Origin of the sequence: Mycobacterium riyadhense, from assembly GCF_963853645.1 — a bacterium.
GTDB lineage: Bacteria > Actinomycetota > Actinomycetes > Mycobacteriales > Mycobacteriaceae > Mycobacterium > Mycobacterium riyadhense.
On sequence record NZ_OY970456.1, the window covers coordinates 12,286 to 26,801 of the forward strand.

The 14,516-nt window shown below is 64.5% G+C and carries 16 protein-coding genes and 1 tRNA gene; 7 read left to right on the top strand and 10 right to left on the bottom strand.

Features of this window, described 5'->3' with window-relative positions; translation table 11 throughout:
* Nucleotides 1–118: 118 nt before the first annotated feature.
* Nucleotides 119–191: transfer RNA gene (locus AADZ78_RS00045), tRNA-Ala, on the top strand.
* A 91-nt stretch (nucleotides 192–282) separates the two neighbouring features.
* On the opposite strand, the gene AADZ78_RS00050 is transcribed toward AADZ78_RS00045, so the two are convergent.
* Nucleotides 283–558, bottom strand: coding sequence for a hypothetical protein (locus AADZ78_RS00050; RefSeq protein ID WP_085252988.1), 276 nt, complete (start codon nucleotides 556–558; stop codon nucleotides 283–285).
* A 324-nt stretch (nucleotides 559–882) separates the two neighbouring features.
* On the opposite strand from AADZ78_RS00050, the gene AADZ78_RS00055 reads away from it, so the two are divergent.
* From AADZ78_RS00055 to AADZ78_RS00065, 3 genes are all read left to right on the top strand, one after another.
* Entirely contained in the window at nucleotides 883–1,053 is a 171-nt protein-coding gene (locus AADZ78_RS00055) for a hypothetical protein (RefSeq protein WP_204080509.1), read from the top strand.
* 293 nt (nucleotides 1,054–1,346) lie between these two features.
* Entirely contained in the window at nucleotides 1,347–1,847 is a 501-nt protein-coding gene (locus AADZ78_RS00060; RefSeq protein ID WP_085252989.1) for a helix-turn-helix domain-containing protein, read from the top strand.
* On the top strand, nucleotides 1,844–2,401 hold the full coding sequence (locus AADZ78_RS00065; RefSeq protein ID WP_085252990.1) for a PIN domain-containing protein: 558 nt from the start codon (nucleotides 1,844–1,846) through the stop codon (nucleotides 2,399–2,401). Before AADZ78_RS00060 ends, AADZ78_RS00065 begins: the two co-directional genes overlap by 4 nt.
* 255 nt (nucleotides 2,402–2,656) lie before the next feature.
* Here AADZ78_RS00065 and AADZ78_RS00070 read toward each other — a convergent pair whose 3' ends face one another.
* Both AADZ78_RS00070 and cwsA read right to left on the bottom strand, forming a co-directional pair.
* Nucleotides 2,657–3,199 (bottom strand): cupin domain-containing protein, encoded by a 543-nt coding sequence (locus AADZ78_RS00070; RefSeq protein ID WP_204903500.1) that lies wholly within the window; start codon nucleotides 3,197–3,199, stop codon nucleotides 2,657–2,659.
* A gap of 62 nt (nucleotides 3,200–3,261) precedes the next feature.
* Complete coding sequence (gene cwsA / locus AADZ78_RS00075) at nucleotides 3,262–3,687, bottom strand: cell wall synthesis protein CwsA (protein WP_085252991.1); 426 nt, start codon at nucleotides 3,685–3,687, stop codon at nucleotides 3,262–3,264.
* 117 nt (nucleotides 3,688–3,804) lie between these two features.
* Here cwsA and AADZ78_RS00080 point away from each other — a divergent pair, with 117 nt between their 5' ends.
* Nucleotides 3,805–4,353, top strand: a complete 549-nt coding sequence (locus AADZ78_RS00080) for a peptidylprolyl isomerase (RefSeq protein WP_085252992.1) — start codon at nucleotides 3,805–3,807, stop codon at nucleotides 4,351–4,353.
* Between the two features lie 132 nt (nucleotides 4,354–4,485).
* Here the strand turns inward: AADZ78_RS00080 and AADZ78_RS00085 are convergent, their stop codons facing one another.
* Nucleotides 4,486–4,893 (bottom strand): PH domain-containing protein, encoded by a 408-nt coding sequence (locus AADZ78_RS00085; protein WP_085252993.1) that lies wholly within the window; start codon nucleotides 4,891–4,893, stop codon nucleotides 4,486–4,488.
* Between the two features lie 155 nt (nucleotides 4,894–5,048).
* Nucleotides 5,049–5,330, bottom strand: coding sequence for a cell division protein CrgA (crgA, locus tag AADZ78_RS00090; protein ID WP_085252994.1), 282 nt, complete (start codon nucleotides 5,328–5,330; stop codon nucleotides 5,049–5,051).
* A gap of 100 nt (nucleotides 5,331–5,430) precedes the next feature.
* Here crgA and AADZ78_RS00095 point away from each other — a divergent pair, with 100 nt between their 5' ends.
* On the top strand, nucleotides 5,431–6,186 hold the full coding sequence (locus AADZ78_RS00095) for a DUF881 domain-containing protein (protein ID WP_139829037.1): 756 nt from the start codon (nucleotides 5,431–5,433) through the stop codon (nucleotides 6,184–6,186).
* Between the two features lie 31 nt (nucleotides 6,187–6,217).
* The gene (locus AADZ78_RS00100; RefSeq protein ID WP_085252995.1) at nucleotides 6,218–6,916 is read left to right on the top strand and encodes an aminodeoxychorismate/anthranilate synthase component II; all 699 of its coding nucleotides are present in this window, start codon (nucleotides 6,218–6,220) and stop codon (nucleotides 6,914–6,916) included.
* Here AADZ78_RS00100 and pknB read toward each other — a convergent pair.
* The 5 genes from pknB to AADZ78_RS00125 are packed head-to-tail and all read right to left on the bottom strand — an operon-like array spanning nucleotide 6,894 to nucleotide 14,515.
* Nucleotides 6,894–8,774, bottom strand: a complete 1,881-nt coding sequence (pknB, locus tag AADZ78_RS00105; protein ID WP_085252996.1) for a Stk1 family PASTA domain-containing Ser/Thr kinase — start codon at nucleotides 8,772–8,774, stop codon at nucleotides 6,894–6,896. The genes AADZ78_RS00100 and pknB overlap by 23 nt on opposite strands.
* The gene (locus AADZ78_RS00110; RefSeq protein ID WP_085252997.1) at nucleotides 8,771–10,075 is read right to left on the bottom strand and encodes a serine/threonine-protein kinase; all 1,305 of its coding nucleotides are present in this window, start codon (nucleotides 10,073–10,075) and stop codon (nucleotides 8,771–8,773) included. The genes pknB and AADZ78_RS00110 overlap by 4 nt, the downstream gene beginning before the upstream one ends.
* Nucleotides 10,072–11,550 (bottom strand): D,D-transpeptidase PbpA, encoded by a 1,479-nt coding sequence (pbpA, locus tag AADZ78_RS00115; protein ID WP_085252998.1) that lies wholly within the window; start codon nucleotides 11,548–11,550, stop codon nucleotides 10,072–10,074. The genes AADZ78_RS00110 and pbpA overlap by 4 nt, the downstream gene beginning before the upstream one ends.
* Nucleotides 11,547–12,956, bottom strand: coding sequence for an FtsW/RodA/SpoVE family cell cycle protein (locus AADZ78_RS00120; protein ID WP_085252999.1), 1,410 nt, complete (start codon nucleotides 12,954–12,956; stop codon nucleotides 11,547–11,549). The genes pbpA and AADZ78_RS00120 overlap by 4 nt, the downstream gene beginning before the upstream one ends.
* Nucleotides 12,953–14,515 carry a PP2C family protein-serine/threonine phosphatase gene (locus tag AADZ78_RS00125; RefSeq protein WP_085253045.1) on the bottom strand — a complete coding sequence of 521 codons (1,563 nt, stop codon included), beginning with the start codon at nucleotides 14,513–14,515 and terminating at the stop codon, nucleotides 12,953–12,955. Before AADZ78_RS00125 ends, AADZ78_RS00120 begins: the two co-directional genes overlap by 4 nt.
* Nucleotide 14,516 lies beyond the last annotated feature (1 nt).

A 14,516-nucleotide genomic window follows, 5' to 3' on the forward strand; every position in this document is an offset into this window, starting at 1 on the left:
TCGCAGTGCCGCTGGCGGCGATCGCTGCGCTGGCGGCGGTAGTGCGATCACGACGCGACGTCGAGGTGTGGCACATGGAGCCAGATCCACCCTCTGTCCATGCACCGAACCATGAAGAGGGGCCTTAGCTCAGTTGGTAGAGCACTGCCTTTGCAAGGCAGGTGTCAGGGGTTCGATTCCCCTAGGCTCCACAAGTTAAAACCGCAGGTCAAGCGCTATCTGCTGGCGGCTGCGTCGCCGTCGAATCGGTCTCGTTGACCGCATTTTGACCACAATCGCGAGTTAATGGGGCGTTGATGGCCGCGTCACCCACTTGCTCAACACCTGATACCGAGCCGCCGAGCTGGCGGATGGTGTGTTCGGGATCGAGTCGGTCAACAACGACGGCACCGTGGGCGGTGTCGCAGCAGGCGCGAGGATGGCCCGCTGGAATGTGTCAATCAACGCGATCGACGCCAGCGCAGGCGCGACGCCCGAAGCCACCACCGAGCAGATCAGCCGCGCACAAGAGATCACCGACAACGCGCGCGACATGAGCGAGTTCATCGCGGCCGTCACGCGCGACGCCGCCCACGCCTCCTGGGGGGAGACCCTCGTACATCAAATAGCCGCCGGAATCGGGGTGTTGACACGGGGATTCGGGGTCCGAAACCGAAGCCTGACGGGCTCGCGCGGCACCGAAACAGACTCGTGCACGAGCGGACCGAGGTGCCAAACGTGCCGTTCACCCGCGGTCCGAAGCTGCCGGCGCAGCGGATCAACGGCCGCCGATGGTAGCCGCGGACCCGGGCGATGTGGGCGGTCTGGTCGTCGATGCCACACTGCGTGTTGTGACCGCGGCCGACGTGGGAGTTCGCGTTCGATACCATCCGGATCGCTGGCTTGGTGCATGACAGTCAAGCGAACTTGGCCGGCGAGCTGTCGGCGCAGGAGCGGGTGTTGGGGACGACCGCCGAAGCACTGCGAGATCGGCGGATCCGCTACGTCAACGCGCCGCCGGCCGACGATTCAATGCGCCTGCAACGTTGTAGTTGGGGCTGGTGGCACGACTGATACTAACGGTCTGCTGAGCTAGGCCCATACCGCGCAGCACTAACAACAAGCAAATAATGTGATCAAAATCACACCATTGTTGGGCCAAATCGGCGGCCGCATGCGCAACAGGCCGGCCTGTAGGCGCCTCTACAAGCGCAACTAAGCGAGCTTTGCACGTTCCGAGGGTCGTTGCTTACCTCGGGACAATGCAGACGTTACTAGGCCTTTTAAAAGTCCGAGGATCGGTAAATCCGCAGGTAGATGCCAAATACGGCGTTGCGTCCATTGCGTTTGCTTCGTATATTGCAGATATGGCCACCACTAAAGAACCCCAGAAAACCAGGAAGGCCCGAGGAAAGCGGTCTAGAGGAATCGAGCAAGAGGACACCACGATCGACGCAGATCTGGCAAACCAGGCGCTGTGCGCTCTAAACCAGATCCTCGATGAGCCTACGCAGTCCGCTGAGGCTGTTGACGTGACTATCGAAGGTCACGCAAAGATTGTCAGGCTACCCCGCGGGCTCGGCGAGATTCTGCGGCAAATTCTTGCAAGCGCAGCGGCCGGCCGAGCGGTCGCAGTAATGCCTGATCACGCCGAGCTGACAACCCAGCAGGCTGCCGACATGCTCAACGTCTCGCGGCCGCACCTGATCAAGCTCGTAGAAGAGGGTGCCATCGAGTACCGAAAGGTTGGTACGCACAGGCGCATTCAGGCGGCATCTGTCCGGGAGTACCTACGACGGATGGAACTCGACACCAAGAAGGCTGCAGACGAACTGACCGAACTGACCGAGGAGTTAGGACTCTACTGACCTTCACAGTCGTCTATGACGCGAACGTCCTGTTCCCATCTGTGCTACGCGATGTCTTGATCCGCGTTGCACGGATGGGACTTAATCGTGCCCGCTGGTCGGAACTGATTTTGGACGAGGTATTCGACTCGATCAGCAAGAAACAACCTGGTTTAGACGCAAACAAGCTCGCTCGTACACGCAAATTGATGTGTCAGGCGGTCCCCGACTGCCTGGTCGAGACACAGGCTATACAAACACTTGTGCCCGCATTGACACTGCCCGACCCGGACGACCGCCATGTACTCGCCGCTGCAATTTTGGCTGGCGCCCAAGTCATCGTCACAACGAACCTCAAGGACTTTCCGCCTGACGAGCTCACGAAGTTCCGGATTGAAGCCAAGCATCCAGACGCCTTCCTGCAAGACATCTATCACCTCGACGGGGCTCTCATGCACCAGGCAGTGAGTGAAGCGGCTGCCGCCTACAAGAATCCGCCCATGACTGTTGGGGAATTGGTCGAGCACCTCGACTCCAAGGGTCTTCCCATTTCGGCGTCGTTGCTACGCCGATGACTCCGTACGACAAGAAACCCTGGCCTCGCAGACTGATGACACGCTGACCACAACTCAACCACAGTTACAGATAACTCTTGTTAACCACGGTTGTGCCCTTTCTCACCTGGACAGGACCGTAAGCGGTTGAACAGCACCATGATTCGCCTTTGCAAGGCAGGTGTAAGGGGTTCGATTCTTATCTGTAGGAAAAGGTGACGAGAGTGGGCCTGGAACAACCTATGATCGCCCTAACGCCCTTGTGGCGCAACGAAATTAACTACACATCGTAACATCCGTGACGGTCCGCCGCGCGTCACGGTGCCGGAGGCGGGCCAGGATCTCGATTCCGTACGAGCGTGCCATGGCCGCAAGGGCGGCCGGCTCCGGCGGTACTTCGTCAGGTGGCGCGGTGGTGTCGGTCGCGGGTGTTCCGACGGCGCGCGTGAATTTTGCAAACCCGGCCGGCGTGTGCAGGGTGAGGAACCAGGCATCGGGGCTGGTTACTACAAAGGCGTGCGGTAGCTGCCGGGGCAAAAAGGCGACCGATCCGGGTCCGGCGGCGTGCGCTTCATCACCCACCTCGACGCGCAGTTCGCCGTCGAGCACGAAAAAGGTCTCCTCCTCGGCCAGGTGCCGATGCAGCGGACTCCCGTAGCCTCGCTCACCCCGCTGTTCCAGCACGTCGAAGGTTCCATCGGTGGCATCCCCGGTGGCGCGGACCTGGACCAGTGCGCCCAGGAACCACACCGCCTGCTGGGCTTCCGGCGTGAGGATTGCGGGCGCACCCGGCGCGTGATGGTTCGTCTGAAAGGTCATGGGCCCAGGATTGACAACGCCTGACAGCCTCAAACGGTATGGCGCAGACGCTCAAGATTCCGTCACGGGCGAGGTTGCACACCCACGCTCGGCGGCAACGGTGACGGCTCCTTGCGCATCGAGCGCCGCACAATGCTGAATGCGACCGCCCCGCCGGCTAGTACCGCGACGGCGGCCCCCGCAATCAGCCAGGGACGCTTGCCGCGGCGCTGCTTCCGACGCGCCTCTTGAAGGACCTGCGGCAGGTTGGCGACTACTTCCTGGGCGGCGGCCAGCTCCTGGGCAATTGTGTCCTGGGCGGTCGCGATGTCACGGGCCAGCCGGCCTTCGCGGTAGCGGCGACGAAGTTGCGACGCGGTCGAGTGCGCCGACTGAACCCCGAGTCCGACAACTCCTCGAGTGATGTCCACCGGACCCACCGCCGAATAGGTCAGGCCGCGGGTCAGTCGTTCCCTTGGCGTCAATCGGGCTTCCGCCTTCTCGCTCATCTGCCGCCTTTCTCCTTCGTCAGGTCCCTCCACGTACCTAGGACAGACTGCCACCATAAAGACGCCCGCGGACCTATTGCGCAAACGCCGCACCCGGTGCGGGCGGGCCGGCGCGTAATGGCAGACTGTGATCCCGTGACTAACAGCCCCATTCAGACCGCAACTGCCACGCTGCACACCAACCGCGGAGACATCAAGGTCGCCCTATTCGGAAACCACGCGCCCAAGACCGTCGCCAACTTTGTCGGCCTGGCGCAGGGCACCAAGGAGTACTCGACCCAAAACGCATCGGGCGGCCCGTCCGGCCCCTTCTACGACGGCGCGGTCTTTCACCGGGTGATCCGGGGCTTCATGATCCAGGGCGGCGACCCGACCGGGACCGGTCGCGGCGGCCCCGGCTATAAGTTCGCCGACGAGTTCCATCCCGAGCTGCAGTTCGACCGGCCCTACCTGCTCGCAATGGCCAACGCCGGCCCGGGCACCAACGGCTCACAGTTCTTCATCACCGTCGGTCCTACCCCGCACCTGAACCGGCGTCACACAATCTTCGGTGAGGTGACCGACCCAGGGTCGCAGCGTGTCGTCGAAGCGATTTCCACGACGGCCACCGACGGCAACGACCGGCCGACCGACCCGGTCGTCATCGAGTCGATCACGATTACCTAGACACCGCGCGCGAAACCCTCACCAGGGTGCGCAAAATGCCGGCTGCGACGGCGAGCCGGCGTGCAGACACGCACGCTCGGCGCCCCGGACACGCACGCTCGGCGCCCGATGCGCCGCGCGCGCCCAAATGGATCAGTAGCCGGCGTCCTTAAGGGCGTCGAGCACCTCGAGTGGATCGGTGCCGAGATCCCAACGGGACAGGATTAACAGTCCCCCGTTGACGGTTTCGATCTCGAGCAATCGGACTTTGCGACCGAAGCGGCGGAACTCGGTGATCCGGATGATCTTGATCTGAGGACGCCGTAATAACTGCGTCTGAAACCACCCCCGGATCGCCAAGCCTTCGGCGGTAATTGCCAGCTTTGGGCGCGCGCGCCACGAGCCGCCCGCAAACAAGATCAGACCCAGCGCGGCAATTCCGGTGATAACACGCCCGGGCGGGTCTGTGACCAGGGTCACACAGGCGATAGCCATCACAACGCCCGCAGCCCCACAACCAGCGATTCCTGCCGTGCGAGGCGCCCATTCTGTTTGCTGCATTCGGTAGCTAGACCCTCCCACCACCGCGGATACAGTTATCCACAGACGCTATCAACAGTGGGGATAAATCACACGCTTGTGATTGTGTGATCTTAAGGTTGCTGCGCCAGTAACGAGCCGACCGCAAAATGAATTCATTACGCTCGCGTCAACCGTCAGTGCCACCGCATCGTGAGCAACAATCCGGTGATCATGAAAGCGAACGCGATCGCGTAGTTCCACGGACCGAGCTCAGCCATCCAATGCAGCGCCGTGGGCGCGTTGCTGCCTACGGCGGCCAACTGAAACACCATCAGCCAGATCAGCCCGATCAGCATCAGCCCGATGAACAAGGCGACGAACCACACACTCGACGGTCCCGCCTTCACCTTCACCGGCGTGCGGCTGACCGCGCTGACGGTGAAATCGTTCTTCTTGCGGACCTTGGATTTCGGCATCTGCTACCTCGGGTTACGGTTGCTGCTGCAGGCATATCTGGTTTCAGGCTTGGCTACGAGACTAACCCACCTGGCACCGTGACCAGGAAACGGAGACGCGTTGACTAGTAAGGGGATCGACCAGCGCCGCTCGCCATGGCGGTTCGGCGTGCCGCTGGTCTGCTTGCTGGCGGGGCTGCTGCTGGCCGCGACGCACGGGGTGTCCGGTGGCGCGGAGATCCGCCGCAGCGACGCGCCGCGCCTGGTCGACCTGGTGCGCCAGGAGCAGTCGTCGGTGGCCCGCCTTAACGCGCAACGCGAAGCGCTGACCCAACGGATCGACGCCGCGCACGGCCGGTCCTCGGATACAGCATTGACGGCGATGCTGCGACGAACCGCCGAACTGGCCGGTAAGGCCGATATGAACCCGGTCCACGGTCCGGGCCTAGTAGTGCGCCTCAATGACGCGCAACGCGACGCCAACGGCCGCTTCCCGCGCGATGCCTCCCCCGACGATCTGGTAGTGCATCAGCAAGACATCGATGGCGTCCTGAACGCGATGTGGAGTGCTGGCGCGGAGGCGATCCAGATGCAGGACCAGCGCATCATCGCGACCTCGGTGGTTCGCTGTGTCGGCAACACGCTGCTGCTCAATGGGCGCACGTATAGCCCGCCCTACACGATCACCGCAATCGGCAATGCCGCCGCCATGCAAACCGCCCTGGCTGCCGCGCCGCTGGTGACGCTCTACAAGCAATACGTGGTCCGATTCGGCCTCGGCTACCACGAGGAAGTCAAGCCCGACGTACAAATCGTCGGCCACTCCGAACCGGTCCAGCTGCATTTCGCAAAGCCGTCGGGGCCCTTGGGGTACTGAGACCCACCACGCTGGACGGTAGCCTGTCACGATGCGGATCCTGGTCGTCGACAACTACGACAGCTTCGTTTTCAACCTGGTGCAGTATCTGGGCCAGCTTGGCGTCGATGCCGACGTGTGGCGCAACGACGACGCCCGGCTCTTTGATGAAGCCGCCATCGCCGCCCAGTTCGACGGCGTCCTGCTAAGCCCCGGCCCGGGCACCCCGGAACGCGCGGGCGCGTCGATCGGCTTGGTCCGCGCCTGCGCCGCCGCGCGCACCCCACTGCTCGGGGTCTGCCTCGGCCACCAGGCCATCGGTGTCGCGTTCGGCGCCACCGTCGATCGCGCGCCCGAGTTGTTGCACGGCAAGACCAGCAGCGTGTTCCACACGAACACCGGTGTGCTGCAAGGGCTTCCGGACCCGTTCACGGCCACCCGATACCACTCGCTGACCATCCTGCCGGACTCGCTGCCGGTGGAGCTGGAGGTCACCGCCCACACCCGCAGCGGTGTGATCATGGCCGTTCAGCACACCGGGTTGCCCATCCACGGTGTGCAGTTCCACCCGGAGTCGATCCTCACCGAAGGCGGGCACCGGATGCTCGCCAATTGGCTGGCCTGCTGCGGGTGGGCGCGCGACGACACGCTGGTGCGTCGGCTGGAAAACGAAGTTCTCACCGCGGTCCGGGCGCAGCTCCCGACCTCAACAAACAACCCAGTCGGGGCTACTGGCCGAACTTCAGCGTGATGATGCCGTCGCGGTTGACGCCGGTACCGGCCGGCGGGCTCTGATAGACAACCCGATTGTGCTGGGAGCCACCGGCGTCCACGTCGGCTCCCTTGTCCAACACCCCGGTCCAGCCCAGAGCGCGCAACCGCGGTTCGGCGTCGGTCCAGAACATGCCGGACAAATCGGGCATGACGAACTGGTTGCCCTTCGAGACCTGCAGTTCGATGACCGAATCGACCGGAACAGTGGTACCCGCCGGCGGGTTGGTGCCGATCACATCACCGGCCGGTTTCGGGCTGTCCACCTGCGACTGACTGAACTTGGTGAAGCCGTAGACGGTGAGGTTTTTCTGGGCTAGGTCGACGGTCTGGCCGCCCACGTCGGGAATCTGCTTAGCCTCTGGCCCAGAGCCGACAATGATCGTGATCACGTTGGTGATCGCCGACGTCTGATTGGCCGGCGGATTCGTACCAATGACCTTGCCCATCAGTTCGGGGGTCGACGGCGAATTCGCCTGCTTGAACTTGCCGAATCCGGCGGCGGTCAACTTCTTGACCGCCTCGGCGTAGCTGAGCGAGGAGACGTCGGGCAGTTCACGTTGCTCAGGCCCAGTGGAAACGTTGATCGTGATCTCGTCGCCCGCACCCACCGACGAATTGGCGCCCGGGTCGGTGCCGATCACGTGGTCCGGTGGGATCGTCGAGTCAGGCTTTTGCAGGGTACGTGTTTTGAAGCCCCGGTTCTGTAGTGCGGCAATCGCGTCGGCGGAGGCTTGCCCTCGTACGTCGGGCACTTGAATATTGCGGGTGTTACCGCCGAACGTGTTAATTGCGATGAAGACGACGATGGTGAGCACCGTCAGTCCGGCGACCGCGGCCACCCACCGGCCGACGGAACCCATAGTGCGCTCGCGGTCGGTGTCGTCATACGCCTGCCGAGGTAGCGGATCGGTCCGCGGACCGCTGAGGTTTCCGGCAGTGGAGGACAGCATTGAGCGGCGCTCGGCACCGGTGAGCACCTTGGGCGCCTCCGGTGGCTCACCGTTGTGCACGCGAACCAGGTCGGCGCGCATCTCCGCCGCGGTCTGATAGCGGTTCTCCGGATTCTTGGCCAGCGCCTTGAGCACGACGGCGTCGAGGTCGGCGGAGATGCCTTCGTGTCGCTCCGACGGCGGAACGGGGTCTTCGCGCACATGTTGGTAGGCGACGGAGACGGGCGAGTCGCCGGTGAAGGGTGGCTCACCGGTGAGGATCTCGTAAAGAACACAGCCCAACGAATAGACATCGGAGCGGGCGTCGACGGTGTCACCGCGGGCTTGTTCCGGTGACAGGTATTGCGCGGTCCCGATCACCGCCGCGGTCTGGGTGACACTGTTGCCGCTGTCGGCAATCGCGCGGGCGATGCCGAAGTCCATCACCTTCACCGCGTTGGTGGTGCTGATCATGATGTTGGCCGGCTTGACGTCGCGGTGGATGATGCCGTTTTGGTGGCTGAAGTTCAATGCCTGGCAGGCGTCGGCGATGACTTCGATGGCCCGTTTGGGCGGCATTGGACCCTCGGTGTGCACGATGTCGCGCAGGGTGACGCCGTTGACGTACTCCATGACGATGTAGGGCAACGGTCCGGCGGGGGTTTCGGCTTCGCCGGTGTCGTATACCGCGACGATCGCCGGGTGATTCAGTGCCGCGGCGTTTTGGGCCTCTCGCCGGAAGCGCAGGTAGAAGCTGGGATCGCGGGCCAGGTCTGCGCGCAGCACCTTGACCGCGACGTCGCGATGCAACCGCTGGTCGCGGGCGAGATGAACTTCGGACATGCCCCCGAAACCGAGGATGTCGCCCAGTTCGTAGCGGTCGGACAGGTGCCGAGGGGTGGTCATTGCGGTGTCTCGTATCGGGCCGGCGACGGGCTGCCGTGCAGCGTCAGTGGGGCGTCGACTGGGCTGAGGTTCTGAAGTCCAGAAATACCTGCTTCTTCGCCATCCGTCCAATTGAGGCGAGGGCCCTGCCCGGCGGGGGTCTTGGTCACTGGTGGGCCGCCGGTGTCGGTAACCGTCGGCGGTGGTGATTGCTGCTGAGTCTCCGCGTTGGAATTGATGACGATAAGCACTGCGATGATGATGGCCAGCGCCCCCAACACGCCTGCGGCCCACAGCAGCGCGCGCTGGCCCGACGAGAACGTGCGCCGTACCGGGGCCTGGCGGCGACCTCCGGTCGTAGGGCGGGACCGCCGGGGCGGCGGGGTCCGGCTACTGGAGGTGGCCGCGATCCTGGCAGGGGCGCCCGAAGGTATCGCCGCCGGGGCGGCCCGGCCGGGCGGCGGTGTCTGGCTGGGCCGCGGCGGGCGGCGTCCGGCTCGGACCGCGGCAACCGCGTCAGCGAACGGGCCGCCACTGCGATAACGCATGGCGGGGTTCTTCACCAGGGTGATCTCGATGAGTTCGCGCACATTGGGCGGCAGGTCTGCGGGCAGTGGCGGCGGGGGCTCCTTGATGTGCTTCATCGCCACCGTCAGCGCACCGTCGCCGGTGAACGGCCGCTTACCCGAAACTGCTTCGTACCCAACAACTCCCAGTGAGTAGACGTCACTGGACGGGCTCGCGTCTTGACCCAGAGCCTGTTCCGGCGCGATGTATTGCGCGGTGCCCATGACCATGCCGGTCTGGGTCACCGGCGCGGCATCGACGGCCTTGGCGATGCCGAAGTCGGTAATCTTCACCTGCCCGGTGGGGGTAATCAAGATGTTGCCCGGTTTGACGTCGCGGTGTACCAATCCGGCCGCATGTGCAACTTGCAGAGCGCGACCGGTCTGCTCGAGCATGTCGAGTGCGTGCCGCAGCGACAGCCGGCCGGTGCGCTTGAGCACCGAGTTCAGCGGCTCCCCGTTGACCAGCTCCATTACCAGGTAGGCGGTGCGGCCTTCCCCGTTCAGCTGGCTTTCGCCATAGTCGTGGACGCCGGCGATCCCGGGGTGGTTGAGCATCGCGGTGGTGCGCGCTTCGGCGCGGAACCGTTCGATGAACTCAGGGTCCTGAGAGAACTCCTGCTTGAGCACCTTGACCGCGACGCGCCGCCCCAGCCGGCTATCCACCGCCTCCCAAACCTGGCCCATGCCGCCGGTGGCGATGAGGCGCTGCAGGCGGTACCTGCCAGACAGCGTCACCCCAACCCTCGGGCTCATGGTCCCCCCTGTAGTGCGGCTTCGATCACGGCCCGCCCGATAGGCGCGGCGAGCGCACCCCCGGTCGCAGACAGGCGATCGCCCCCGTTCTCCACCAGCACCGCAACGGCAACCTTCGGAGCTTGCGCGGGCGCGAAGGCGATATACCACGCGTGCGGTGGAGTGTGGCGGGGGTCGGTGCCGTGCTCTGCGGTACCAGTCTTGGATGCGATCTGCACGCCGGGGATGGCCCCTTTCTGCTGTGCGAATTTCTCGGCGCCGATCATCAGCTCTGTTAGCTTAGCGGCGATCTGCGGCGACACCGCGCGGCGCTGCTGATGAGGGGCTGTGGTGGCGATGTTCGCCAGGTCTGGCCCCTTGAGGCTGTCAATCAGGTACGGCCGCATTGTGATCCCGCCATTTGCGATAGTCGCAGCCACCTGTGCGTTCTCCAGTGGTGTCAGCGCGACGTCTTTTTGTCCGATACTGGACATCCCCAGCGCGGCGGCGTCTGGAAGCCCCCCGACCGTAGATTCGGCGACCTGTAGCGGAATTGGGCTGGGTGGGGTGTCGAAGCCGAACGACCGCGCCATGCTGCGCAGGGCGTCGGCGCCGGTGACGATGCCGAGCTGGACGAACGCCGTGTTGCACGACTTGGCGAAGGCCTCGCGCAGCGACACCGTCGGGTCGGGGCTGCACGGTTCGCCGCCGTAGTTTTCCAACGTGGCCGTGCTGTTGGGCAGCGGAATCGTAGCCGCCGCGGTCAGCTGCTCGGTCTCGCTGGCTCCGGTCGCCAGTGCGGCGGCGGTGGTGATCACTTTGAACGTGGACCCGGGCGGGTACGTTTCGGAGATGGCGCGGTTGATCAGCGGGTTATCCGGATTGTCCCGGAGGCGCTGCCACGCCAGCGCCTGCACCTCGGGATTGTGCGACGCCAGCTGGTTCGGGTCATAGGACGGCGACGACACCAGCGCCAGGATCCGCCCGGTCGACGGTTCCAGGGCCACGACCGCTCCCTTACACGGCGACCCGCCGCAGCCTTGCTGCATGGCGTCCCAGCCGGCCTGCTGGACCCGCGGGATGATCGTGGTGTCCACACTGCCGCCACGTGGGTCGCGTCCGGTGAAAAAGTCGGCTAGCCGACGGCCGAAAAGCCGCTCGTCGGAGCCGTTTAACACCGGATCCTCGGCCCGTTCCAGCCCGGTGCTGGAATAGCGCAGCGAGTAGAAGCCGGTCACCGGTGCATACATCGCAGGGTTGGGATACACCCGCAGGAACCGAAAGCGACTGTCGGTGGCCATCGAATAGGCCAGCAGCTGTCCGCCCGCGGTGATCTGTCCGCGCTGGCGCGAATACTCATCGAGTAGGACGCGCTGGTTGCGGGGGTCAGCGCGTAGTCCGTCGGCGGTGAATACCTGCGTGTATGTGGCGTTGAGCAGTAGCAACACGATCAACACCATCACGGTCACCGAGATCCGGCGCAGCGACGCGTTCATACTTTCTGGATCACCTCGGTGCTGGCCGCCGCGATCGGCGAAGCTTTACGTGCGCGGGTGCGCAGTGGACGTCGGGCACCGTGCGAGATGCGAGCCAGGATAGCCAACAACACGTAGTTGGCCAGCAGCGACGACCCACCGTAGGACATCCACGGAGTGGTCAACCCGGTCAGCGGGATGAGCTGGGTTACTCCGCCGACGACGATGAATAGCTGAATCGCCAGCGTCGAGGCCAGTCCCGCGGCCAGCAGCTTGCCAAAGCTATCCCGGGTGGCGATCGCGGTGCGCAGACCCCGCACGATGACGATCGTGTAGAGCATAAGAATGGCCGCCAAACCCACTAATCCAAGCTCTTCACCAAACGCGGCGATGATGAAATCGGTCGATGCCGCGGGCACGGTGTCGGGTTGGCCGTTCCCGAGTCCGGTGCCGAAGATGCCACCGGTAGCAAAGCTGAACAGCGATTGCACGATCTGATAGCCGCTGCCGTCGGGGTCGGCGAACGGGTCCAGCCACGTCTGCACGCGAACCCGGACATGGGCGAAAAGGTAATACGCGATGACGCTTCCCGCGGCGAACAGCGCCAACCCGATGACGACCCAACTGAATCGCTGCGTGGCCAGGTAGACCACAACCAGAAACGACGCATACAACAGCAGCGAAGTGCCGAGATCCTTTTCGAACACCATCACACCCACCGAGATCACCCAGGCCGCCAGCAGCGGCGCGAGGTCTCGCGGGCGAGGCAGCGTCATGCCCATCAGGTGCTTGCCGGCGCTGGTGAACAGGCCGCGTTTGGCCACCAGCACCGTCGAGAAGAAGATCAGGAGCAGAATCTTGGACAACTCGGCGGGCTGAATTGAAAAGCCGGGCAAGCGAATCCAGATCTTGGCGCCGTTCTGCTCGGAGAGCCATGCCGGCAGTAGCGCCGGAATCGCCAAGAACACTAAGCCGGTGAGTCCACAGATGTAGCCGTAGCGGGCGAGTTGTCGGTGGTCCTTGAGGAACGTCACCACGAGCGCGAACGAGGTCACGCCGACCAGCGTCCACAGCATCTGCTGGTTTGCGCTGGGGTGACCGTGCCGGCCAACTTCCGTGTCGACAAGATCGAGCCGGTGGATCATCACCAGCCCAAGGCCATTGAGCAATGCGACGACCGGAAGCAGGAGCGGATCGGTGTAGGGCGCGAAGCGCCTGATGGCAAGGTGCGCGATCCCGAAGAGGGTCAAGAACGCCAGCCCGTAACTGGCCAGGTCCCAGTGCAAGCCTCGCTCTTGGTTGGCCTCCACGATAAGCAGCGCGGCGATGGTGATCACGGCAGCGAAGCACAACAGCAGCAGCTCGGCGTTGCGCCGAGTCGGCAGCGGGGGTGTCACCGCTACGGGTGGCTGTAGTTGTGTGGTCATGCCGCCGCCCGGCAATCAATGCCCGGCTGCGGTGGAGGTGGCGGGAGTGCGGTCACAGTGGTCGGCGTGGGGGTACCACCCGCTTGCGGGGGACTGGTGGTGGGCGACGTGGAGGAAGGCGAGGTGGGCGAGCCGGGGGCTGCCGGAGAGGTGGTGCCGGGGGCTGTGGGGGTTTCGCTGGGAGAGGTGGTCGGACTGGTGGTGGACGTTGGCGCAGGGGGGACACTGGGTTGGGGCGGGCCGCTGGTGGTGGCCGGAGCCGGTGTTTGGGGCGGAGACGTTGCCCGCGGTGGCGGACAGGGCGGCAACAGGGAGTTGGCCGCCAGTTCCCGCAACTGCCCGATGGCGTCATCCAGGGTGCCGGCCGGAAGCCCGGCCTGCACCTGTGCGCGTTCCGGAGGTCGCAGATCGCCCAGCTTCATCAGATGGCAGTCGAGGTGACCCCCGGATTGGCCGTAACTGATTTGGGATAGTTCATTGCGTGCGTTGAGGCAGCCCAGCAGGTAGGGCTCGTGCAGGGACATACCCAACAACGACCCTTGAATTCCCCGCATGATGGAGACCGTGCCGTTGTATTCGGCGACGTAATAGTTGTTTCGGATGACTGCGCGCCCGATGAACAGGCCCGCGAGCGCTACCAGCACCACCAGCGCAACAACGAGCGCGATCCGTCGCCGCGACCACCGGGCTCGATTGAATGTCTCGACTTGCGGCGGAACGCGTTTGGCGATTTCCTTGCGGGGGCTGATCGCAGAGGCCCGGCCGGCGGCGGTGTTGGGCAGGGTCAGTTGGTCGTCGTCACCGGACACCGCCCCGGCCAGAATCGGCTGGGTCTGGCCGTACTCGTAGTCGACGACATCGGCGACCACGACGGTGACGTTGTCGGGGCCGCCACCGCGCAATGCCAGTTCGATCAGGCGGTAGGCGCTTTCGGCAACGTCGGGAATCTGCAGGGCCTCGTGGATGGTCTCGTCGCTCACCGGGTCGGATAGCCCATCGGAGCACAGCAGATAGCGATCGCCGGCGCGCACTTCTCGCATGGTCAGCGTGGGCTCGACCTCGTGTCCGGTGAGCGCGCGCATGATCAACGATCGCTGCGGGTGGCTGTGCGCCTCCTCGGCGGTGATTCGCCCTTCATCGACGAGGGTCTGGACAAAGGTGTCGTCCTTGGTGATCTGGGTCAGCTCGCCGTCGCGCAACAGGTAGCCACGCGAGTCACCGATATGCACCAGACCGAGCCGGTTGCCGGCGAACAGGATCGCGGTGAGCGTGGTCCCCATGCCTTCAAGGTCGGGTTCCATCTCGACCTGCGCGGCGATGGCCGAGTTGCCGGCTCGGACCGCGGCGTCAAGCTTGGCGAGCAGGTCGCCGCCGGGTTCGTCGTCATCGAGGTGGGCTAGGGCGGCGATGACCAACTGGGAGGCCACCTCGCCGGCCGCGTGGCCGCCCATGCCGTCGGCCAGGGCCAACAGCCGTGCGCCGGCGTAGACGGAGTCTTCGTTATTGGCACGTACCAGGCCGCGATCGCTACGGGCGGCATAGCGCAGGACCAGGGTCACG

Excerpts from the sequence above, each read along its gene's own strand:
- AADZ78_RS00060 (WP_085252989.1), top strand. The coding sequence starts at position 1,347 with ATGGCCACCACTAAAGAACCCCAGAAAACCAGGAAGGCCCGAGGAAAG.
- AADZ78_RS00070 (WP_204903500.1), bottom strand. The coding sequence starts at position 3,199 with ATGACCTTTCAGACGAACCATCACGCGCCGGGTGCGCCCGCAATCCTC.
- cwsA (WP_085252991.1), bottom strand. The coding sequence starts at position 3,687 with ATGAGCGAGAAGGCGGAAGCCCGATTGACGCCAAGGGAACGACTGACC.
- AADZ78_RS00080 (WP_085252992.1), top strand. The coding sequence starts at position 3,805 with ATGGCAGACTGTGATCCCGTGACTAACAGCCCCATTCAGACCGCAACT.
- AADZ78_RS00085 (WP_085252993.1), bottom strand. The coding sequence starts at position 4,893 with ATGCAGCAAACAGAATGGGCGCCTCGCACGGCAGGAATCGCTGGTTGT.
- crgA (WP_085252994.1), bottom strand. The coding sequence starts at position 5,330 with ATGCCGAAATCCAAGGTCCGCAAGAAGAACGATTTCACCGTCAGCGCG.
- AADZ78_RS00100 (WP_085252995.1), top strand. The coding sequence starts at position 6,218 with ATGCGGATCCTGGTCGTCGACAACTACGACAGCTTCGTTTTCAACCTG.
- pknB (WP_085252996.1), bottom strand. The coding sequence starts at position 8,774 with ATGACCACCCCTCGGCACCTGTCCGACCGCTACGAACTGGGCGACATC.
- AADZ78_RS00110 (WP_085252997.1), bottom strand. The coding sequence starts at position 10,075 with ATGAGCCCGAGGGTTGGGGTGACGCTGTCTGGCAGGTACCGCCTGCAG.
- pbpA (WP_085252998.1), bottom strand. The coding sequence starts at position 11,550 with ATGAACGCGTCGCTGCGCCGGATCTCGGTGACCGTGATGGTGTTGATC.
- AADZ78_RS00120 (WP_085252999.1), bottom strand. The coding sequence starts at position 12,956 with ATGACCACACAACTACAGCCACCCGTAGCGGTGACACCCCCGCTGCCG.